The sequence below is a fragment of the Achromobacter veterisilvae genome (genome assembly GCF_037619525.1).
GTDB lineage: Bacteria > Pseudomonadota > Gammaproteobacteria > Burkholderiales > Burkholderiaceae_B > Achromobacter > Achromobacter veterisilvae.
Window position 1 is genome coordinate 590219 of the sequence record NZ_CP148753.1, and the last position, 20804, is coordinate 611022.

Here is a 20804-nt window from a genome sequence, read left to right on the forward strand (position 1 = left end):
AAAAATGCGTGGAGACGATGTCGGACTATCAAGGCGATTCTCCGGTTGGCAGTGAATGAATGAATCGGCGACATATCGCGCGGCCGCCAGGCTGGCCGCCCTGCTGCCGATCCGGGCATGATCGTGCCAGCCGGACTTGCCGTATAGTGAATTTTTCTACAAACAAATTGAGCAAATGGTTAACCGTAAGCCCATCGACCTGCTGGCTGCCCGGATCAAGCTGCGCCATTTGCAGATCGCCCTGGCGGTGCGGGACGCGCCCACCGCCAAGGAAGTCGCCCGGCACGCGAACATCAGCGAATCCGCGGTCTCGAAGACGCTGGCGGAGCTGGAGGAGCGGCTGGGCTTCAAGCTGTTCGAACGATCCGGCAATTCCAGGCGACCCACGGCGATGGGGGCTCAAGTGCTGCCGGTCATGGAGGCGCTGGTCGCGCGGGCGCGCTCGATGGCCGGGATCATCGTCGACGTGCGTTCCGGATTCCAGGGCAGCTTGCGGGTCGGGGTCGCGACGGACATGGGGAAACTGAGCCTCGCCCCGCTCATCCATGCGTTCAACCAGGCGCAGCCCGGCATCGGGCTCGATGTGCAGACCGGCGGATTCCGGGCCATGGCGGAACTGCTCCAGCAGGACGGGCTGGACGCGCTGGTGTGCTACGACGACCACACGCTGGTGTCGCCCGAACTGGGACGCCTGCGCCTGGCGCCGCCGCAGCCGCTGGTGGTGGTCGCCAACGCCCGCCTGTCGCCGCTGGCGTCCCGGCAAAGCGTCACGCTGCACGATCTGCACGGCCAGCCTTGGTGCAAGCCCAGGCCGGGCACCATGATGCACGCCAAACTGGCCGACCTGTTCCTGCGGGCCGAACTGGACCTGCCGCCCCGCGGCATCCACGTAAGCGACCTGCTGCTGACCGACGAGTTCGTTCGCTCCACGGATTATCTGGTCATGCTGCCGGTTGCGGCGGCCCTGCGGTTGACCGCGGGCCTGGACGCGGTCATCCTGCCCATCGAACTGGGCGCGCACAACCCGCCGACCATCGTCGTCTGGCAGCGCGCGCACGAATGGCAGCCGCCCCTGATGCGGTTCCTGGATTTTTGCCGGCACCGGCTCGGCCAGGAGGCCGCGTCCGGCGCCGCCACGCAGTGAATGCCCGCGGCCCGAAGGCCGGCTGCCGTTTACGCGGCCAACTACGCGGCCAGCATATGCAGGCCGCTGCCGAGATGGGCGGCGCCGTCGATCTGCAGCAGTTGGCCCGTCATGAGATGGCCTGCGGGAGTGGCAAGGAAGGCGACCAGTTCGGCGACGTCATCGACGGAGGTGGCGCGGCCCATCGGCGTGGCGGCGATCAGGCGGTCCAGCATCGCTTGCGCGGCTTCGCCGGCCAGCCCTTCGGTGATCACCGCGCCGGGGCCGATGCAGTTCAGCGCGATGTCGTCGGCGGCCCATTCCAGGGCCAGGGTGCGCGTCAGGCCCAGCACGCCGGCGCGCGCGGCGATCGAGTGGGCAATGCCCATGGAGCCGCGCTCCACGCCGGACAGCGAAATATTGACGACCGCCCCCTGGCGCCTCTTGAGATACGGGTAGGCCGCCTTGGTGACCACGAAGACCGCGTTGAGGTTGGTGTCGATCACCGCGTCCCAGCCCTTCCGGCTGATCTCCGTGGCGGGAGCGAAAAACTGGCCGCCGGCGTTGTTGACCAGGAGGTCGATACCCTGGCGTTCGCCCACTTCGGCGACCAGCGCTTCGATGGCGGCGGTGTCGCGGATGTTCGCGCTGGCGTAGCCGAAGTCTCCGGACAGCCGTTCGGCCATCGCCGCCGTTTCGGCCAGGGGCGCTTCGCGCCGCCCGATGCCGAACACATCCATGCCCAGCGCCAGCAAACGCAGGGCGATGCCGCGGCCGATACCGGAGCCTGCGCCGGTCACCAGCGCGCTGCGGCCGATCAGCACACCCGGCCGCATGACCTGGGTGGAATCCGCACAAGGGGAAGTATTCATCGTGCTCACCTGAAAGTAGGGGTTCAAGAGAGGTGCCGCAGCGCGCCGCCGACGGCCGGGGTGGGGCTGCGGGGAATGCGCTGCCCGTCGAACAGGGCGGGAAAGGCCGGCACGTGCTCGCCGCTGGCGAGCGCCTGCGAGACGGCGCCCGGCCGCAGCCCGCGGATGAGCGCCAGCGCCTCGCCGGGCGGCCGGACATTGCCGGCCGGAATCTGCAGGTCGCGCATCCGCCTGAGCACGGCTTCGCGGGTTTGCGGCAAGGTCCAGGCTTCCACCTGCGCATCGAAGTGCGCCGCGCGCCGTATGCGTTCCTTGATGGGGGCGTCGTCGGCGCCGATGAGCGGACGCAGGCGCGCCCAATAGCTGTCCAGGCCGCCCAGGATGTAGACGTGGCCGTCGGCGCAGCGGTAAATGCTGGACGGCGCCGAGGCGCGGTCGCGGTTGCCCATGGGCGGGTCCAGCGTCTCTCCTTCGCTCAGCGCCAGCGCCGCCGGGCCCAGCAGCATCGCCGAGGCCACCTCCATCATGGAAAGATCGATCAGCCGCCCGCGGCCTTCGAGCACCGCCATCGCGCAGGCCAGCCCCGCGTACATGCCGCTGAACATATCCACGGGCCAGCCGGTCGACAGGCGCGGTGAACCGTCCTCGTCGCCGTTGAGCAGCGCGAAGCCCGATTCGCACTGCGCGATAGTATCCATGCAGATGCGGTCGTCATGCTGGCCGTAGCCGGAAATGAGCACGACGGTCAGGTGCGGATGCCGCGCGCGCAGCGCCTCGCCCCGCAGGTCGAGCCGGGCCAGCGAACCCGGCGCCAGATTGCAGATGAAGGCGTCCGCTTCCGCCAGCAGCGTCTCCAGGGCCTGGCGCCCTTCGGGCGACGCCAGGTCCAGCACTTGGCTGCGCTTGCCGGTATTGAAGCTGCGCGCGTAGAAGCTGCCGAAGCCGTTGCCCGGCAGGGTGCGCACGCCGTCGCCGCGCGGCGGTTCGATCTTCAGCACGTCGGCGCCGAAATCGGCGAGGTACTGCGCGGCGGTGGGGCCGGCGATGAACTGCGAGAGTTCGACGATGCGCCTGCCGGCCAGCGGCCTGGGAGTCGCGGACTCAGACATGGATCACCCGCTTGGCCTTGTGGACCGTGCGCGGCAGCGTGCCGTTCTCGACCACTTCGACGTGGAAGCGCACCTTCAGGCGGTCGCGCAGCAGCCGCGACAACTGTTCGCCGAGGTCGGCGCCGGCGCCGGATTCGCGCTCGACGCGCAGTTTCACGCCGGTGAGGAATCCCGTCTTCGGATCCTTCACGGTGTCGTCGATGATGATGACGTACTCGTTGCTGACCCCGGCAAAGCCGCGCACCACATCTTCGATGGCGGAGGGGAAGAGATTCACGCCGCGCACGATCAGCATGTCGTCGGAGCGGCCGAGCACGCCCCCGGGCAGGCGGGCATGCGTGCGGCCGTCCGGGCCCGGGCGGCTGTCGCGCACCACGATGTCGCCGGTCCACCAGCGCACCAGCGGGCAGGCCTGCTTGTCCAGGTGGGTGAGCACCAGCACGCCGCGCTCGCCGTCCGCCACCGGTTCGTGCGTGTCCGGATGCAGGATCTCGACGTAGATGAAATCCTCGGCCAGCGTGGGGCCGAGCTGCGCGGCGGTGTCCCAGCCGATGGGCTGGCATTCCAGCGCGCCGTAGCAGTCGAACATTTTCGCGCCCCAGAGGCGTTCGATGCGTTCGCGGGTGCCGGAAACGCTGGCGCCGGGCTCGCCGCCGACGCAGACCATGCGCACGCGCGATTCGCGCAGGTCCCGGCCCATGGATTGGGCCGTTTCGGCCATATGGGCCATGAAAGACGGCGTGCCGATGACGCAGTCCGTGCCGTATTCAAAGATGGTCTCGACCTGGCGCTGCGTGTCGCCCGAAGAGGCCGGGATCACGAGCGCGCCGACCCGCTGCGCGGCCAGGGTGGCGCCCAGGCCGCCCACGAACCACGCGTAATTGAACATGCACTGGAAGACGTCGCCGCGCCGCAGGCCCTGGCCGTAGAGATACCTTGCGTAGAGTTCGGCCCAGCGGTCCACGTCGTGCTGGGTCCAGAGCACCGGCGCGGGCTGGGCCGTGGTGCCGGAGGAAAAGTGCACCCGGACGGCCTCGCCGGGCTGGACGGCGGCCAGGGTGCCGAAGGGCGGCGCGGCGCGCAGGCCTTCGAGATAGTCGCGCTTGTGGGTGAAAGGCAGGCGTCTCAGGTCTGCCAGCGTCTTGAGGTCTTCGGGCACGAAGCCCGCGTCCGCAAACACCTTCCTGTAATGCACGCTGGTGTCGGCCACGCGCCGCAATTGGCGGCGCAGGGCGTCGAGCTGGAAACTCTCGATGCGGTCCCGCGACCAGGTTTCGACCTCATCCCAAATGGTATTGGAATAAGGGGGTTGCTCTTGCTGCTTCATCGTTGGAATCCTTGAGTAGACCCCGCAGCGCATAGGCCGCGAGGGTGTGCGCGATATCGTCGATCGCCGCTTCGCTCTGCAGGCGCCGCTGGCTGTACCACACGGTGGCCCAGTTCAGCGCGCCAAAGAAAGGTTTACTCAACAGCCTGGCGGGAAGGTCCACGAAGGAGCCGGCGCGGATGCCGTCGTCGATCACTTCGACGAACATCTGCTCGTAGTCGTCGCGCATCTTCACCACGGAACGCAGCCGCTTGGCGGCCGCGGACGCTTCGAGCAGGTGGCGTTCCAGCCCTTGCACCGCCACCTTCTGCATCGGCAGTTCCTTGAGCAGAATCTGGGTATGGCGCAGCGCCATGGCCGACAGGCGCTCGACCGCGTCGCCGCTGCTGCGGGCGATAGGCTCGATTTGGTCGGTCAGGCGCGTCATCGCCGCCACCTGTACGTCGAAGAACAGATCGGCCTTGCTCCGATAATGGTGATAGATACGGCCTTTGGTCGCGCCCAGGCGCTGGGCGACCGCGTCGATGGAGGTGGCGGCGTAACCGAACTCCATGAAAAGTTCGGCGGCCGCCTGCAGAATTTCCTCTCGCGACTCGCCGCCGCTCATCTCTGCCGGATTCTGTTGTGCACTCACCATTACTACCTCGTGTCGGATTCGGGTCAATTAGCCAGCTCTTCCGCCTCCTTGCGCACCGCTCGCGACAACACCAGCCGCTGGATTTCGGAAGAGCCCTCATAGATCTCGAGTATGCGCTGGTCGCGGTACAGCCGCTCGGCCACCGTGGGCTTGCAGTAGCCCAGCCCGCCCCAGATCTGGACGGTATTGTCCACCACCCGGTGCGAAACCTCCGAGGCGAACAGCTTGGTCATGGCGCCCAGGTTGGACACGTCTTCGCCCCGGTCATAGGCCTGGGCGGCCTGGTAGAGCATCATGCGGGCGGCCGAGATTTCGGTCGCCATGTCGGCCAGGCGAAAGCCGATGGCCTGGTTTTCCCCGATGGGTTGGCCGAACGTCCGCCGCTCGACGGCGCGGGCCGCCGCCACGCGGTAGCCGGCGAGCGCCACGCCCAGGGACTGGGCGGCGACCATGATGCGGCCGACGTTCAGCGTCTGCAGCGCCAGGCGCAGCGCGCGGTTGAGTTCGCCGACCCGGGCGCTGTCCGGCACCACCAGGTCCAGCTTCAGGTTCGAGGTCTGGGTGCCGCGGATCCCCATTTTGTCGGACAGTTCGTCGATGACGGCCCCCTCCTGCTCCTTGTCGACCATGAAGGCGCTGATGCCGCGTCCGCCGGCCGAGGGATCGGTCTTGGCGAACACGACGTAGTAGCGCGAAGCGCCGCCATTGCCGATCCAGTATTTCTCGCCGCGCAGGCGCCAGCCGCCTTCCTCGCGCACCGCCGTGGCTTCGATGGCCGCGGCGTCCGAGCCCGCGATCCGTTCGGAGAGCGCGAAACTGGTGGCGCGGCCGTCGGCCATTTCACGCAGGTAGAAGGATTTCTGCTGGTCCGTGCCGGCCAACAGCAGCGGGAAGGCGCCCAGTTGATAGGCGCACATGATGGCGGCGGTGGACGCGCAATGCGTGCCCAGCGCCTCCACCGCCGCCACGGTGGTGACCAGGTTGGCGCCCTGCCCGCCCCATTGCGTGGGCAGGAACAGGCCGGTGAACTTGTGCTCGACAAGCGCGGAAATGGTTTCCCAGGGATAGCGTTGTTCGCGGTCCAGCTCGGGGGCGAGCGGCGCGAAGCGTTCGGCGCCCAGTCGATGGGCCAGGGCTTGCCAGCGGGTGGCGGTATCGTCCAGCGTCGGATTCCAGATCACGGTCACTTCGGGTTCTCCAGGGTGGTCGCCATGGCCCGGGGCTGTTTGCGACGCGTCGCCAGCAGCCCCATGAGCCCTTGCGGAAAAAAGGCCAGGACAAGGATCAGCAGGCTGCCGAGCACGATCTTGTCGACATAGCCGCCAAAAGAAAAAAACTTCTCCTGGATCAGCACGAGCGCGGTGGCCAGCAGCGGCCCGAGCAACTGGCGGCGGCCGACGAGCACGACGGCGGTCAGCATCAGGATGAGGAAATAGGTTTCCAGGATGTCGGCGCTCACGTAGGCGCGCTGATAGGCGTAGAGCCAGCCGGCGCAGGCGGTGATGGGCGCGGAGAACAGGAATACCTGCAGGCGCACCTTGAGCGGATCGATGCCGTTCATGGTGGCCAGGCGCGGGTTCAGGTGCACCATGAGCGCCGCCTGTCCAAGACGCGAATGGCGGAAGCGGTCCACCAGATAGAGCGTGACCGCCAGCAGCGTGAACGCATAGGGCCAGAGCGCCTGGTCGTTGCCCGCGGTCAGCGGCCAGGCGCCGATCGACAAGTCCAGCGTCGGCAGGCCCCTGATGCCATCCGAGCCGCCCAGGAACGCCCAGTTCGCGGCCAGGGCCACGGCCACCACCGAGACGGCGTACGTGAGCAGCGAAAAGACGAATTCGCGCAGGCGCAGGGTAACCAGCCCGACAACGGCCGCCAGGCCCAGCGCCACTGCGATGGACGCGGCCAGCGTCAGCCAGGCGCCCGCCCCGGTGCGGGTGGCGAGCAGGGCCGTGACGTAGGCGCCGGCAGCGAAGAAAACGGTATGGCCCAGGCTGACCTCGCCCAGATCGGAGACGATGACGTCCAGGCCGTAAGCCATGACCGCCATGATCGCGATCAGCACGGCGGCGCTGTAGAGAGCCTGGCTGCCGCCCAGCCAGGCGGGCAGGAAGAACACCACGGCGGCGCCCGGCAGCAGCGCGAGGCGGGAGGCGGAAAACGCGGCCATCAATGGACTCCTTTCATGGCGCCGGCGCTCAGGCCGCCGGGGCGCAGCACCAGGACGGCTATCAGCACGGCGAACGCGGCGGCCGTGGCATAGGCCGGCGAGATCAGGGCGCTGAAGAGCGCGGTGAACACGCCGAGCGCCACGCCGGCGACATAGCTGCCGGTCACGCTTCCGATCCCTCCCAGCACCACCACCACGAAGGTGATGATCACCTCCTCGAAACCCATGGAGGTCAGGATGGGCGTGCGTGGCGCCACCAGGCCGGCCGCCAGCGCGACGGCCGCGCCTTCGAAGGCGAACACGCCGTAATAGACCCCGCGCACATTGATGCCCGCCAGTTGCGCGAGCTTGGGATCCTCGGCCACCATGCGCACCAGCCGGCCGGCGCGGCTGCCGTCGAGCGCCCGCTTGAGCAGCAGGAACAGCAGAATGGCGGCCGCCACGATGGCCGCGTCCTGCCAGGTCAGCCAGAGGTCGCCGATTTCGATGTCGCGCTGGGACCAGGCAGTGTCCAGGATCTGGCCGGTCGAGCCGAAGGCCAGCGACGCCACGCCGTGCATCACATAGCCGAAACCCAGCGTCATGATCATGATCGACACCAGATTCTGTTCGAAGGTGGCGCGCAGCATGATGCGCTGCATGAAGAGCCCGATCAGCGCGCCGGCCGCCATGGCGAGCGGCAAGGCCAGCAGATAGGGCAGCCCGGCGGTGGTGGTGGCCCACCACGTGACGAAGGCGCCCAGCATGTACATCTGGCCATGGCCGAAATTGACCAGCCGGGCCACGCCCAGCAGCAAGGTCCAGCCGATGGCGATGAGGGCGTAGGCGTGGCCGAGCACCAGGCCGTTGATCAACTGCTGCAGCAGGCTCATGCGGTATGTGCTCCCAGATAGGCTTGGGCGATGCGCGGATCCGCCCCGACCTCGGCGGCGGGCCCTTGCAGCACCAGCCGGCCGCGCTCGAGCAGCAGCAGGCGGTCGACCACCTGCAAGGCGGCGCGCACGTTCTGTTCGACCAGCAGGACGGCCAGGCCGGCGCTGGCCAGGGCGCGCAGGCTTTGCAGCACCTGCGTCACCAGCATGGGCGCCAGCCCGATGGAGGGTTCATCCAGTAACAAGGCGCGCGGCCCCATCATGAGCGAACGGCCGATACCCAGCATCTGCCGTTCGCCGCCCGACAACTGGCCGCCAAGATGATGGCGGCGTTCGCGCAGGCGCGGGAAGAGTTCATAGACGTCGTCGCGGCGGTAGTAGCGGCGTCCGGGTTCGTCGACCGGCGCGACCGCGGGGGTGAGATTCTCTTCCACCGTCATCCGCGAAAACACCAGGCGCGACTCGGGCACCAGCAACAGGCCGGCACGCACGCGTTCGTGTGTCGGCAGCCGGCCCACCGGCCGCCCCGACAGCGTGACGTCGCCGGTGACGGCGGGGCGGCCGCGCGACCAGCCCAGCAAGGCGTTGATGAGGGTCGATTTGCCCGCGCCGTTGGCGCCGATCACGCCGACGATCTCGCCTGCCCGGATGTCCAGTTGGTCGAGCTGGAGCACACGGTTGCCGGCATAGGCGACTTCCAGCCGGCGCGCGCTCAGCACAGGGGATGCGGAGGTCATGGCTCGCCTCCCAGATAGGCCTGCAGCACACGCGGATCGCGCTGGATTTCCGCCGGCGTTCCGCAGGCCAGCGGCCGGCCCAGGTTGAGGACGCAGATGCGGTCGGCGACGGACATGATGAGATCCATGTGGTGTTCGATGACCACCAGGGCCACGCCTTCGGCCTTGAGCGAACGCAACAGCGCGCTCAGGGCGGCCATGTCGGCGCCGCCGAGGCCGGCGGCCGGTTCGTCCAGCAGCAGCACCTCGGCGCCCGCGCCATAGGCGAGCGCGATCGACAGCATGCGCTGCATGCCGTACGAGATTTCGTCGGGCCGCAGGCCATGGCATTCCGGCGGCAGGCCGAAGCGCGCCAGGCAGTCGCCGGCCTGCTCGCGCAGCGCCTGCGCATGGCGGCCGGCCGCCAACGGACGCAGGATGCTGGTTCCCAGGCTGGCCGTGCCGCCCAGCGCCGCCACCATGTTGTCGCGCACCGTCAACTGGTCGAAGAAGGCGTTCTGCTGAAATGCCCGCTTGATGCCCAGCCGCGCCAGGCCGTGCGCCGGCACGCCGCTGATATCGCGTCCGTGCAAGTACACGCTGCCGCTGCGGGGCATCAGCGCCGACACCGCGTCGTAGCAGGAACTCTTGCCGGCGCCATTGGGGCCGATGATCCCCAGCAGTTCGCCCCGGCTGACTTCCCAACTGACGTCCTCCAGAGCGACCAGGGCGCCGTAGCACACGCCCAGGCCCTCCACCCGCAAGGCGGCGGTCATGGCCGTGGACGTCATGGCTTGACCACGATCTTGCGGCCTTTGACCGTAAACAGGTAGTAGTGCGACTGCAACTGGCCGTTCGGATCGAAGGTGATGTCGCCCATGAGCGTGCCCTTGAAGCTGCCGCCGCGTATGCGCTTGGCGACGGGTTCGCGATCGAGCGTCTTGAGCTCGTTGGCCGCCTGGGCCCACACCTGCAGCGAGGTCGCGCCCAGCGCCATGAACTTGTCGGGCGTGAGCTTGAACATTTCCTCCGTCTTGGCCACGAAGCGCTTGTTGGCGGGGTTCGAGGCGAAGGGCTCCACGTCGGGAAAGTAGATGTCGGCGCCGATCAGGCCGTCCGAGGCATCGCCCGCCACGCCGATGACGCTGGGCGCCACGGTGCCGACCGCGCTCACCAACTGGCCTGGCAGCCGCGATTGGCGGGCCTGGCGGATGATGGCGGGCATGCCCAGCCCTTCGTTGGCGTTGATGGCGACCGTGACGTCCGGCCTGGCCGCGCGCACGTTGGTCATGGCCACCCGGAAGTCGGCCTGGGTGAAGGGGAATTTCTCTTCGGCCACCTTTTCATAAGAATGCCCGAGCGCCTTCAAGCCCTTTTCGATGGACTCCTGCGCACCATTGCCGTAGGCATCGTTCTCGGTCAGAAAGGCGACCCGCTTGGCGCCCGCCGTCTTGGCGATGTAGTCGGCGATGACCGCGCCGTCCTGGGCGTTGGAGCTGTTCAGCCGGATGGCCAGCGGATTGCCTTCGCCGGAGAGAATCGGGTCCGCCTTGGAGATCGCGGTGATGTCCAGGACGCCGGCGCGCGCGATCACCGGCTGCATCGCCAGCGTTACGGGGCTGTTCCAGCCCTCGATGATGACCGATACCCCCGCGCTGACGAGTTCGGTGGCGCGGGACACGCCGACGGCCGGCGTGGATTCGTCGTCGCGCGACACGATCTCGATCGGGCGGCCGAGCACGCCGCCGTCTTCGTTGATCACCGCGGCCATGGCCTGGATGGCCTGCGTGACGTGCTGGCCCTGCGGGCCCGCGCCGCCCGACAGCGGGAAGATGACGCCCACCTTGATGGGCGCCGCGGCGGCTTCCGCCGCTCCCCCCATGGCCATCGTGGCTGCCAGCGCCAGAGGGGGCGCCATCCGCAACAACTGTTGTAACCGCTTCATGCCTGTCTCCTGGTCTTGTGTCACCGGTCTGCGCCGGCGCTGCGGCGGCCGAGGCCGTCCGTGCTGCGTGAAGGGGGACTGCGTGGTGCAACGGCTGACGGCGGCTTCCCGCAGGGCCATGTCCGGCTGGAATCGCGTCTCGAAGCAAACATACCATTTGGTATCTTTGAAGGTCAATCTTCTATTTTGAATTTAGATCTAGGCATTTTCCCTAGGAAAAATATCGACTTAACTTTATCGTTGAAAAGATACCGCATGGTATGTATGATGAATTTTCCCTTTTCGGCACGGAGTCGATGGCATGAAGACAGAAGGCAGTAGCGCGCTGGTGACGGGCGGCGCGTCCGGGCTTGGCCTGGCAACGGCGCAACGGCTTGCCGCCCGGGGCGTAAAGGTGGTGATCGCGGATCTTCCGGGCTCGAACGGCGAAAGCGCCGCCCGTGAAATCGGAGCGCGGTTCGCGCCCGCCGACGTCACCCGCGAAGCGGACGTGCAGGCGGCCTGCGAACTCGCGGCCACGCTCGGTCCCCTGCGGGTGCTGGTGCACTGCGCGGGCCGGGGCGGGCCGGTGCGCCTGCTCGACAAGGAGGGAAATCCGGGGTCGCTGGAGACCTACACGGATATCGTCCGCATCAACCTGATCGGAACCTTCAACACGCTTCGGATAGCGGCGGCGCACATGGCCCGCAGCCCCCTGGACGACGAAGGCGAGCGCGGCGTCTGCATCCTGACCGCGTCGGTGGCGGCCTATGAAGGCCAGATCGGCCAGATCGGCTATGCCTCGTCCAAGGCCGGCGTGGTGGGGATGACCATCGTGGCCGCGCGCGACCTGGCCAGCAAAGCCATCCGGGTCTGCACCATCGCGCCCGGCATCTTCGACACCCCCATGCTGGCGCGCGTGTCCGAAGATGCCCGCAAGACCTTGTCCGCGTCGGTGCCGCATCCGGCCCGCCTGGGCACGCCGGCGGAATACGCGCTGCTGGCCGAACACATCATTGCCAATCCCATGCTCAACGGCGAGACCATCCGTCTGGACGGCGCCCTGCGCATGGCCCCGCGTTGATACGAACAGGAGACAGCCATGACCGCGACAACAGCGGAGCAGGACGAGGTGCTGCTGGAAAGCAGCGAAGGCATATTGACGATCACCATCAACCGGCCGCAGGCGCGCAATGCCGTGACGCTTGCCGTGGCGCGCGCCATCGCCGCGGCCGTGGACGAACTGGACGCCCGCGACGATCTGCGCATCGGCATCCTGACCGGCGCTGGCGGGTCGTTCTGCGCCGGCATGGACCTGAAGGGTTTTCTGCGCGGCGAACGGCCCAGCATCGAAGGCCGCGGATTCGGCGGCCTGACCCTGCGTCCGCCGAAAAAGCCGCTCATCGCGGCCGTTGAAGGCTATGCCCTGGCGGGCGGGTTCGAACTGGTGCTGGCCTGCGATCTGGTGGTGGCCGCCGAAAATGCCCAGTTCGGCGTGCCCGAGGTCAAGCGGGGCCTGGCCGCCACGGCGGGCGGACTGGTGCGCTTGCCCCGGCAACTGCCCTATCGCGTGGCGCTGGAGCTTGCGCTCACCGGTGACATGTTCCCCGCAACGCGGGCCCTGGGCTACGGCCTGATCAATCAGGTCAGCGCGCCCGGCCAGGCGCTGGAGCGCGCGCGCGAGCTGGCGCGGCGCATTGTCGCCAACGGGCCGCTGGCCGTGGCCGCAAGCAAGCGCGTCATCGTGGAGTCGCAGGGGTGGCCGGCGGACGAGGTCTGGCGCCGCCAGGCCGAACTGACCGAACACGTCTTCACTTCGGCCGACGCGCGCGAAGGATCGGCCGCGTTCGCCGAGAAACGCGCGCCCGTCTGGCAAGGGAGGTAACGCATGGCAAGCGATGCGCGTTTTGACGGACCGGGGCCCGACGCCCGCCATCAGGCGGGTCTGCGGGAAGGCCGGATTCTATTGCAGCACTGCGACGATTGCGCCAGCGTCCGGTTCCCGCCCGCGCTGGTCTGCCGGGCCTGCGGCAGCCCGCGGCTGACGTGGCGGGAATCTCCCGGCCTGGGCGTGGTGTATTCGACGACGACGGTGCGCGACCGCGCCGGCGATTACAACGTCGCACTGGTCGACGTGGAAGGCGGAGCGCGCATGATGACCCGCGTCGAGGGCGCGGACGCGCCGGCCATCGGCCTGCCGGTGCGCGCCCGCATCGTCTCCGGCGACGAAGGCGCCTACATCGTGTTCGACGCGGCGGGAGAACGCCCATGAGCGCCCGCCTGCGCGGCCGCTGCGCGATCGCCGGCATCGGCAATACGCGGCGCTGGAACGCGCCCGGCCGGTCGCCCTTCGATCAACTGCAGGAAGCGGCAGTCCTGGCGCTGGAGGATTGCGGCCTGGGACTGCGCGACGTCGACGGCCTGTACTGCGCCATGTCCACCTCCGGGCTGCCGGTGCTCAACGTGGCCGAACGCCTGGGCATCCGGCCGCGGCAGGCGGATGGCACGATGGTGGGCGGGGCGTCGTTCCTGTTCCACCTGCAATCGGCGATGGCCGCGCTGGAAACGGGCCTGTGCGACGTGGCCCTGATCTGCTATGGCTCGAACCAATTGACGGCCGGCGGCAAGCTGGCCTCCATGCCGGATCCGCAGCCCTATGAAGCCCCGTTCGCGCCGCGCTATCCGATCTCCAGCTATGCGCTGGCGGCCGCGCGGCACATGCATCAGTACGGAACCACGCGCGAGCAACTGGCGGACGTGGCCGTGGCCGCGCGCCTGTGGGCGCAACGCAACCCCGACGCCTACGCGCGCGGGGCGCTGACGCGCGACGATGTGCTGGCCTCGCGCATGATCAGCGATCCCCTCAGCAAGGCGGATTGCTGCCTGGTGACCGACGGAGGCGCCGCCGTGGTGCTGGTGAGCGCCGAGCGGGCGCGCGACTTGCGCAGGCAACCGGTCTATGTGCTGGGGACGGGCGTGGCGGTCAGCCACCGCCAGATTTCGGCGATGCCGGATCTGGCTGCCACCGGCGCGGTCGAGTCGGGGCGGCGCGCCTACGCCATGGCCGGGCTGTCGCCGCGCGATATCGACCACGTGATGCTCTACGACGCCTTCACCATCAACACCCTTCTGTTTCTCGAGGACCTGGGCTTTTGCGCCAAGGGCGAAGGCGGAAGCTTCGTCGCCAGCGGCGCGATCGCGCCGGGGGGCTCGCTGGCGGTCAATACCAATGGCGGCGGGCTGTCCTGCAATCATCCGGGCATGTATGGCCTGTTCACGCTGCTGGAATCGGTACAGCAATTGCGTGGAGAGGCGGGCGAACGGCAGGTGCCGAACGCCCGCGTGTCGCTGGCGCATGCCAATGGCGGCGTGCTGTCCAGCCAGGCAACGGCCATCCTCGGCACCGCCGACACCTTGTGAGGCCCGCATGCCCATCGATCCCGAAGCCCTGCTGGCCGCGCGCATTCCCGATTCCATCCAGCAGTACGGCTGGCGCGATTGCGCGCTGTATGCGCTGGCGCTCGGCGCCGGCCTGCACCCGGCCGACGAGGCGGAACTTGCCTTCGTCGACGAAACCCGCCTGAAGGTCGAGCCGACCCTGGTCAACGTGCTGGCCGACCCGGGCTTCTGGCTGCGCGACCTGCCGCTGGGGCTGGACTGGCGGCGCACGGTGCATGGCGAACAATCCATTCGGCTGCACCGGCCGCTCGCCGCCGAAGGGCGGGTCAGAGGGGTCACGCGCATCGTCGACCTGGCGGACAAGGGGCCGGACAAAGGCGCCCTGCTGTATGCCGAACGCGATCTCTTCGATATGGCGGACGGCGCCTTGCTCGCCACCTTGCAGCAGACCGTGTTCTGCCGCGGCGATGGCGGCTTCGGCGGCGCGGCGTCGGTGCGCCCGGCGCCGCGGCCCTTGCCGGAGCGCGAACCCGACGCCCGCGTCGAGTGCCCGACCTCGCCGCAGGCCGCGCTCATCTACCGCCTGTCGGCCGACCTGAATCCCTTGCACATCGATCCGGCCGCCGCGCGCGAGGCCGGTTTCGACCGGCCGATCCTGCATGGCATGGCGAGCTTCGGCGTCGCCGGGCATGGCCTGGTGCGCCAATGCTGCGCCGGCGCGCCGGAGCGGGTCCGCGCCATGAGCGGCCGGTTTCGCGCGCCGGTCTATCCGGGCGAGACGCTGCGGCTCGATGTCTGGCTGGAGCAGCCCGGCCAGGCGCGTTTCCGCGCCGTGGCCGCGGGGCGCGACGCGATAGCCATCGACAACGGCACATTCGAATTCGGAGAAGCCCAATGACAGCAAGAAAAGTGCTGGTGGTCGGCGCCCTGGGGGTGGTGGGCCGCGCAGTGATGGAACACCTGCGCGACAGGCCCGGCGTGCTGCTTGCCGGCCTGTCCCGCCGCGCGGCCGACTTCGCCCCGGAGGCGGCCTGGATTTCGGCGGATCTGCGGGATGCCGAGGCAACGCGGCGGGCCCTGGCGGACCATGGCGACGTGACCCATCTGGTCTATGCCGCCTTGAACGAGCAGCCGGACCTGCTCAAGGGCTGGCGGGACCCCGACAATGTCGCCCTCAACACGCGGATGCTGGCCAATACGCTGTCGGCGCTGGACGGCGCGCCGCTCGCGCACGTAACGCTGATGCAGGGGACCAAGGCCTACGGCGTGCATACCGGCCGGATGATGCATGTCCCGGCGCGCGAGCAGGACGCCGTGCGCGATCATGCGAACTTCTATTTCGACCAACAGGACCTGCTGGTCGAGCTGGCGCGGCAGCGGGGATTCGAATGGACGATATTCCGTCCGCAGATCGTGCTGGGCGTTGCCCTGGGCAGCGCCATGAACCCGGTAGCCACCCTGGGCGCCTATGCCGCGCTGTTGCGCGAAGCGGGGCGGCCGCTGGCTTATCCCGGCCATCCGGAGTTGCTGACGGAGTGCACGGACGCGCACCTTATCGCCCGCGCGGTCGAATGGGCCTGGGATGCGCCGGGAGCCTGGGGCGAAGCCTTCAACATCGCCAACGGCGACGTCATCGTCTGGCGCCATCTGTTCGAACGCCTGGCGGAATTCTTCGGCATGCCGCTGGGAGACACGGTGCGCACGCGCATGCGCGAGGCCATGCCGGGCGAAGCCCAGGCATGGCGCGAGATGGCGCGGCGCGAACGATTGCGGGTGGGAGAGCTGTCGGATCTTATCGGGCTGTCGTGGCAGTACGCCGACGCGACCTGGTCCGCGCAGCACCCGCTGCCTTTGCCGCCGCTGGTATCCACCATCAAGCTGCGCCAGGCCGGCTTCGGCGATTGCATCGACAGCGAGGTGTCGGTGCTGGACCATCTGCGCGGGATGCAGGCGCTCGGCTATCTGCCGCGTTGAGCCGGGCGCCTGCGGTTCCTCCGTTCACTGCACCGGCGGGATCTTCAGTTTCTGGATCAGATCGCCCCAGCGCTGGCTTTCGCGCAGGGTGATCTCGCGCAGCTCCTCGGGACTGCTGCTGCGCGGCTGGTTGCCGATCTGCTGCATGGTCTGGACGAATTGCGGCGACGCCGTGATCTTGCGCAATGCGCCATTGAGCCTTTCCACCACCGGCGCCGGCGTGCCGGCCGGGGCAAAGACCGCATACCAGGTCTCTCCGACGATCTCGGGGTAGCCCAGTTCGGCGAACGTGGGCACGTCGGGCAGCAGCGGCTGACGCTGCGGGCTCAACACGGCGAGGGCGCGGTATTGCCCTGCGCGCACATTGGGCACGGCGCTGGTAAGCGCTTCCACGTTGGAATCGACCACGCCGCCTATCATGTCCACGGTGGCCGGCGAAGCGCCCTTGTAGTGCACCTGGGTCACGTCCACGCCCATGCCGGTGGCGGCCAGTTCGCCAAGCAGGTGCACCATGCTGCCCAGCCCGTTGGTGGCATTGTTGATCTTGCCCGGGTGGGCCTTGGCATAGGCGGCGTAATCGGCCACGGTCCGGGCGGGGAAATCTTTCTTCACCACGAAGGCGAACGGGACCGTCGCGATGGCGGAGACCGGCGCGAAGTCATCCAGGGTGTACGGCATCCGCGTCATCAGATGCGGAGTGACGGTGAAGGTGCTGCCGGACGACAGCAGCAAGGTGTAGCCATCCTTGGGCGCGCGGGCCACGAAGGTGGCGCCGATCATGCTGGACGCGCCGGCCTTGTTGTTCACGACAAAGGTCCCGCCCAATTCCTCGCCCAGTTGCATGGCGAGCTGCCGGCCCACCACGTCGCTGGTGCCGCCGGGCGGAAAAGGAATGACGAGCGTCACGGGTTTGTCGGGATAGCCAGGGGCGGCTTGCGCCAGCGGCGCGAGGCTGGCCAGGGCCACGAGGGCCCAGGCCGGAATGCGAACGGGCATTGCGGTCTCCGGAAAGAGGCAGTGAAAGCCGGGGCGGCGCCCGGCGGCGCTAGACGGTGGCGACAGGCGTGACGGGCGACCCCACGGCGCCGGGCAGGCGCAGGGGCGGAGCGGTCAACAGGAAGGTGCTGCGCCCATGCTCGCGCAGCCATTCCGCCAGTTCCGCGAAATACCAAAGCTCGCCAAGATGCAGCCCGAGTTTGAAGAGGCAATGCGCATGCAGGGGAAGGCCGGGATAGTGCTCGCCTTTGCCCGGCGTGGCCGGATAGGCCTCCACCGCGAAGTTGTCGGCGCAGATCGCCACGATGCCGGAGTCGGTGATCCATTGCAGCAGGCGTTCGTCACGGCCGTCGAGCACCGCGCAGGAGCGCGCCAGCACGTCGCCATCCGGCTGCTTGTTCATTTCGAGCACCAGATCGGCGAAACCCGTATAGAGACAGAGAAAATCGCCCGGCAGCACGGTGACGCCCTCCAGCGCCGCCATCAGTTCGTCGTAGCCCACCAGCGCGCGCTCGCGCCCGTAACGGCGTTCAAGATCGACCATCACGCCGCGCCCCTGGACGCCGGCGGTGGCCATGCGCTCGATGCCGATGGCCTTGGCGCCCAGCCCGCTCTTGGCATCGTCCGGGCCGATCACTTCCAGGCCTCCGCGATAGCCGTTGTAGTAGACCTTTTCGGGAAGACCGTCGCCATTGGCGTCGAACATTTGCCCGACATGGCCGAGCCCGTCCCATTGGGTCGAGTACTGCAGGAACATCAGGACCGCGTCGTCGGAGACGACATCGTTGAAGCAGGGGCAGACTTGCGATAGGCGGTAGTTGTAATTGTGGCCGTCGCCGCGCTTGTCGTACGAAAACTGCGGTTCCCGGCGATGCTGGAACAGCGTATTCCCGCCCGGGTAATCGAGCGGCAGGCTGAGGCAGAACGCCCGGCCCTCCTGGACCTCGCGAAACGCGCGCAAGCGCGTTTGGGGGGTCAGTAGATTCATGCGGCCAATCTGGTCGTCAGGACCGAAATCGCCCCAATTCGATCCCTCTGGGCGCTGCTTCCAACGGGGGGTATCCATATCTTTAGACATCCTTGCCATGGGTTGGTGAGCCTGTGTGTGTCCCCTTCGCGCGGTTGTCTCCTCCGCCGTGGTCACATCTTGGGGTCAAACATACTATATGGTATGTATAGAAGTCAATTCAATGAATGATATTGGATTAATGCCCTTTAAAAATAGGTATTTATTTCAGAAAACTATGGATGAAAATTAAGTACCAATCGGTATCTATTCGGGTGTTTTCATCATATTTGGCCTGCAAACGCGGTCGCGCCGGCCCACGCCCGCAAGGTATTCCGTGTCGCCGGACACGGCTTAGGCTGCGTCCGGTTTGCCTTTTTCGGAAAGTGATCACTAAAAGTGCTCTTTTTTCTTTCCGATCAAACCATCACCACTTGGCGAAAGTTTATATAAAGTGTATTTTGATCACTATGAATGATCAAAAAAAAGGAAAACTAAACCTCCTGCTGACCGAACTGGGCGACACCAGCTTGGTGTCGAATCGCTGGCTGCATGCTCACGGCTATTCCAACAGCCTCGTTGCGCGCTATGTGAGCAGCGGCTGGCTGGTGTCGCCCGCACGCGGCGTCTACCTACGCAAGGGTGGGCGGCTGCAATGGGAAGGCGCGGTTCGCAGCCTACAGACCAGGGAGGACCTGCGGCTGCACGTGGGAGGCCGCTATGCGCTCAGTCTGCAAGGGCATGAACACTACCTGCGTCTGGGGGAAGCCGGCACGATCACCCTATATGGAGGGAAGAGGCCGCCGGCCTGGCTGGGCAAGCTGCCCTTGGCGCAGCGCTTCGAGTATCTAGGCAAAGGGCCATTCGATTGGCTGCCCGCGTCCTTCGCGGTGGAGAACTCCGAGGCGACATTGTCCGAACGGGGCCTGATGCGGCATCAGGCGGCACCCGGCGCCGATGCCTTGATCTGTTCCACCGCGGAACGGGCCATACTGGAACTGTGCGGCGACGTCTCGGACGCAGCCTTGATTTACGAGGTAGATGCATTGATGCAGGCCATGACCACCCTCCGGCCGCAGCGGGTCGGCCTGTTATTGCGCCATTGCCGCAGCATCAAGGCCAAACGGCTGTTCTTGGCGCTTGCCGAGCGCCATCGGCATGCGTGGCTGCCGCAAGTGCCGATGGATGGCGTCGATCTGGGGCGGGGGAAGCGCGCGCTGGTGCCTGGCGGCCGCCTGCATCCGATCTACCAGATCACCTTGCCAGGAGACCTCGATGAGCACTTGGCTTGACCACTGGGACAGGCGCTACATCGATCGGGTACGGCTGCTGGTCGAAATTCTGCCAGCGCTGGCGCATGAGCCTCGCTTCGCGCTCAAAGGCGGTACGGCGATCAACCTGTTCGAGCACGATCTGCCTCGATTGTCGGTGGACATCGATCTGGCCTGGCTGCCCGCGCACGACTATGCCGAGGACGCAAAGCTCATAGCCGACGCGCTGGGCCGGCTGGCCGATGTGCTGCGCGCCCGGCCTCTGCAACTGCAGGTTCAATTGTCGGCGAGCGAGGGCGCAAGCGCCACACGGCTGGTGGCCAGTCGCGGGCGCGCCCGGGTGCAAATCGAGACGACGCCGGTGATGCGCGGCACAGTGCATCCCGCGCGGAACATGGTGGTACGGCCGAAGGTAGAAGATGCGTTCGGTTTCGCCTCCGCACAAGTGCTGGACTTCGCCGATCTCTATGCTGGCAAGCTGGCTGCGGCATTGTCGAGACAGCACCCTCGCGATCTTTTCGATGTTGGCTTGCTGCTGGAAGACGAACGGGCGGATCAGAGACTCTGGCGGACGTTTCTCGTCTACCTGACTTGCAGCCCCAAGCCCGCCTGCGAAATGCTGGCGCCCCGCATACCCGCAGATTTTGCAGCGACCTTCGATGCGCACTTCAGGGGCATGACGACTGAACCCATCGAAGCTCAAGCCTTGCTGGACATCCATGCGCGACTGTTATCGCGTGTAGCCGGCTGGCTGGACGAGCCGTCGTGCGCGTTTCTACGATCCATCGAGGATGAGCGGCCTGACTTCAATCTGATCGGCCTTCCGCGCGCGGCCGAACTGCCCGCCGTGCGGCGCAAGCTGCAAAACCTCGCCCAGCGCACCGGCGCCAAGCGCGCGACGGATCGGATCCTGTTGGAAGAAACGCTGGCGCGGATCGTGGGCGCCAAATCGTTGAGTTGACCAGCCCCCCCATTGACCTACGGCAATGCCGTATAATTCAAAATTCGCCTTCGCCGCCATCATGGCGCGACGGCCTGAACCCCCGGGAAGCCACGCACAGGCGCCAGCCACCCGACTTTTGAACGAGCCATGAAGAATGCAGCCCCGACGGCGCGCAGCGTACGGTGGCAGGCATCGCATATCAGCGAAGCACGCAGCCGCGTGGGCCTGCCGCAGACGGATTTCGCTGAACTGCTGGGCGTAAGCGTGCGCACTCTGCAAGATTGGGAACAAGGACGGCGCAACCCCTCGGGCGCGGCGAAGACCCTGCTGCAGGTGGCAATGCTGCACCCAGAGACCCTGCGAGAGCTGCGCCCGCGGCGCGCCAGCGAGCACGCCGAATCCTGAAGCCCGCCGCCCCGGCATCGCCTGACACGAACAACACATCCGCCGCGCGACACGCTCGCCGCG

At 67.3% G+C, this 20804-nt stretch carries 22 protein-coding genes; 10 read left to right on the forward strand and 12 right to left on the reverse strand.

Features of this window, described 5'->3' with window-relative positions:
- Positions 1-175: 175 nt before the first annotated feature.
- A complete protein-coding gene (locus tag WHX56_RS02700; protein WP_338880282.1) occupies positions 176-1144 on the forward strand; it encodes a LysR family transcriptional regulator in 969 nt (322 codons plus the stop codon).
- Between the two features lie 41 nt (positions 1145-1185).
- Here WHX56_RS02700 and WHX56_RS02705 read toward each other — a convergent pair whose 3' ends face one another.
- The 10 genes from WHX56_RS02705 to WHX56_RS02750 are packed head-to-tail and all read right to left on the reverse strand — an operon-like array spanning position 1186 to position 10741.
- Positions 1186-1995, reverse strand: a complete 810-nt coding sequence (locus tag WHX56_RS02705; RefSeq protein ID WP_338880284.1) for an SDR family NAD(P)-dependent oxidoreductase — start codon at positions 1993-1995, stop codon at positions 1186-1188.
- A gap of 23 nt (positions 1996-2018) precedes the next feature.
- Positions 2019-3104 carry a CoA transferase gene (locus WHX56_RS02710; RefSeq protein WP_338880286.1) on the reverse strand — a complete coding sequence of 362 codons (1086 nt, stop codon included), beginning with the start codon at positions 3102-3104 and terminating at the stop codon, positions 2019-2021.
- Positions 3097-4431, reverse strand: a complete 1335-nt coding sequence (locus WHX56_RS02715) for a phenylacetate--CoA ligase family protein (protein WP_338880288.1) — start codon at positions 4429-4431, stop codon at positions 3097-3099. Before WHX56_RS02715 ends, WHX56_RS02710 begins: the two co-directional genes overlap by 8 nt.
- Positions 4385-5068 (reverse strand): TetR/AcrR family transcriptional regulator, encoded by a 684-nt coding sequence (locus tag WHX56_RS02720; protein WP_129240218.1) that lies wholly within the window; start codon positions 5066-5068, stop codon positions 4385-4387. The genes WHX56_RS02715 and WHX56_RS02720 overlap by 47 nt, the downstream gene beginning before the upstream one ends.
- Before the next feature lie 23 nt (positions 5069-5091).
- Positions 5092-6255, reverse strand: a complete 1164-nt coding sequence (locus WHX56_RS02725; protein WP_338880290.1) for an acyl-CoA dehydrogenase family protein — start codon at positions 6253-6255, stop codon at positions 5092-5094.
- Positions 6252-7235 carry a branched-chain amino acid ABC transporter permease gene (locus WHX56_RS02730; protein ID WP_338880292.1) on the reverse strand — a complete coding sequence of 328 codons (984 nt, stop codon included), beginning with the start codon at positions 7233-7235 and terminating at the stop codon, positions 6252-6254. The genes WHX56_RS02725 and WHX56_RS02730 overlap by 4 nt, the downstream gene beginning before the upstream one ends.
- The gene (locus WHX56_RS02735; protein WP_129240223.1) at positions 7235-8107 is read right to left on the reverse strand and encodes a branched-chain amino acid ABC transporter permease; all 873 of its coding nucleotides are present in this window, start codon (positions 8105-8107) and stop codon (positions 7235-7237) included. Before WHX56_RS02735 ends, WHX56_RS02730 begins: the two co-directional genes overlap by 1 nt.
- Positions 8104-8844 (reverse strand): ABC transporter ATP-binding protein, encoded by a 741-nt coding sequence (locus WHX56_RS02740; protein WP_338880295.1) that lies wholly within the window; start codon positions 8842-8844, stop codon positions 8104-8106. The genes WHX56_RS02735 and WHX56_RS02740 overlap by 4 nt, the downstream gene beginning before the upstream one ends.
- Positions 8841-9614: an ABC transporter ATP-binding protein gene (locus WHX56_RS02745; RefSeq protein WP_129240226.1), complete on the reverse strand. Its 774-nt coding sequence runs from the start codon at positions 9612-9614 to the stop codon at positions 8841-8843. The genes WHX56_RS02740 and WHX56_RS02745 overlap by 4 nt, the downstream gene beginning before the upstream one ends.
- Positions 9611-10741, reverse strand: coding sequence for an ABC transporter substrate-binding protein (locus WHX56_RS02750; protein WP_422393651.1), 1131 nt, complete (start codon positions 10739-10741; stop codon positions 9611-9613). Before WHX56_RS02750 ends, WHX56_RS02745 begins: the two co-directional genes overlap by 4 nt.
- Before the next feature lie 328 nt (positions 10742-11069).
- Between WHX56_RS02750 and WHX56_RS02755 the strand changes: the two genes are divergently transcribed.
- From WHX56_RS02755 to WHX56_RS02780, 6 genes are read left to right on the forward strand one after another with little or no spacing between them, the layout of a single operon-like run.
- Positions 11070-11831, forward strand: coding sequence for an SDR family NAD(P)-dependent oxidoreductase (locus WHX56_RS02755; protein WP_129240230.1), 762 nt, complete (start codon positions 11070-11072; stop codon positions 11829-11831).
- A gap of 18 nt (positions 11832-11849) precedes the next feature.
- Positions 11850-12632, forward strand: a complete 783-nt coding sequence (locus WHX56_RS02760) for a crotonase/enoyl-CoA hydratase family protein (RefSeq protein ID WP_338880298.1) — start codon at positions 11850-11852, stop codon at positions 12630-12632.
- Between the two features lie 3 nt (positions 12633-12635).
- Positions 12636-13019 carry a Zn-ribbon domain-containing OB-fold protein gene (locus WHX56_RS02765; protein ID WP_129240233.1) on the forward strand — a complete coding sequence of 128 codons (384 nt, stop codon included), beginning with the start codon at positions 12636-12638 and terminating at the stop codon, positions 13017-13019.
- Complete coding sequence (locus WHX56_RS02770) at positions 13016-14167, forward strand: thiolase (protein WP_338880302.1); 1152 nt, start codon at positions 13016-13018, stop codon at positions 14165-14167. Before WHX56_RS02765 ends, WHX56_RS02770 begins: the two co-directional genes overlap by 4 nt.
- Positions 14168-14174: 7 nt before the next feature.
- The gene (locus WHX56_RS02775; RefSeq protein WP_287755035.1) at positions 14175-15044 is read left to right on the forward strand and encodes a MaoC/PaaZ C-terminal domain-containing protein; all 870 of its coding nucleotides are present in this window, start codon (positions 14175-14177) and stop codon (positions 15042-15044) included.
- Positions 15041-16120, forward strand: a complete 1080-nt coding sequence (locus WHX56_RS02780) for an NAD-dependent epimerase/dehydratase family protein (protein ID WP_338880304.1) — start codon at positions 15041-15043, stop codon at positions 16118-16120. The genes WHX56_RS02775 and WHX56_RS02780 overlap by 4 nt, the downstream gene beginning before the upstream one ends.
- Before the next feature lie 24 nt (positions 16121-16144).
- Here WHX56_RS02780 and WHX56_RS02785 read toward each other — a convergent pair whose 3' ends face one another.
- Together WHX56_RS02785 and WHX56_RS02790 are read right to left on the reverse strand one after the other, a co-directional pair.
- Positions 16145-17116, reverse strand: coding sequence for a tripartite tricarboxylate transporter substrate binding protein (locus WHX56_RS02785; protein ID WP_338880306.1), 972 nt, complete (start codon positions 17114-17116; stop codon positions 16145-16147).
- Positions 17117-17165: 49 nt separating this feature from the next.
- Positions 17166-18182 carry a cyclase family protein gene (locus WHX56_RS02790; protein ID WP_129240240.1) on the reverse strand — a complete coding sequence of 339 codons (1017 nt, stop codon included), beginning with the start codon at positions 18180-18182 and terminating at the stop codon, positions 17166-17168.
- Positions 18183-18592: 410 nt separating this feature from the next.
- On the opposite strand from WHX56_RS02790, the gene WHX56_RS02795 reads away from it, so the two are divergent.
- From WHX56_RS02795 to WHX56_RS02805, 3 genes are all read left to right on the forward strand, one after another.
- Complete coding sequence (locus WHX56_RS02795; protein WP_338880308.1) at positions 18593-19414, forward strand: type IV toxin-antitoxin system AbiEi family antitoxin domain-containing protein; 822 nt, start codon at positions 18593-18595, stop codon at positions 19412-19414.
- A complete protein-coding gene (locus WHX56_RS02800) occupies positions 19398-20354 on the forward strand; it encodes a nucleotidyl transferase AbiEii/AbiGii toxin family protein (RefSeq protein WP_129240244.1) in 957 nt (318 codons plus the stop codon). The genes WHX56_RS02795 and WHX56_RS02800 overlap by 17 nt, the downstream gene beginning before the upstream one ends.
- A 129-nt stretch (positions 20355-20483) precedes the next feature.
- Positions 20484-20741, forward strand: a complete 258-nt coding sequence (locus WHX56_RS02805; protein WP_287752981.1) for a helix-turn-helix domain-containing protein — start codon at positions 20484-20486, stop codon at positions 20739-20741.
- Positions 20742-20804 lie beyond the last annotated feature (63 nt).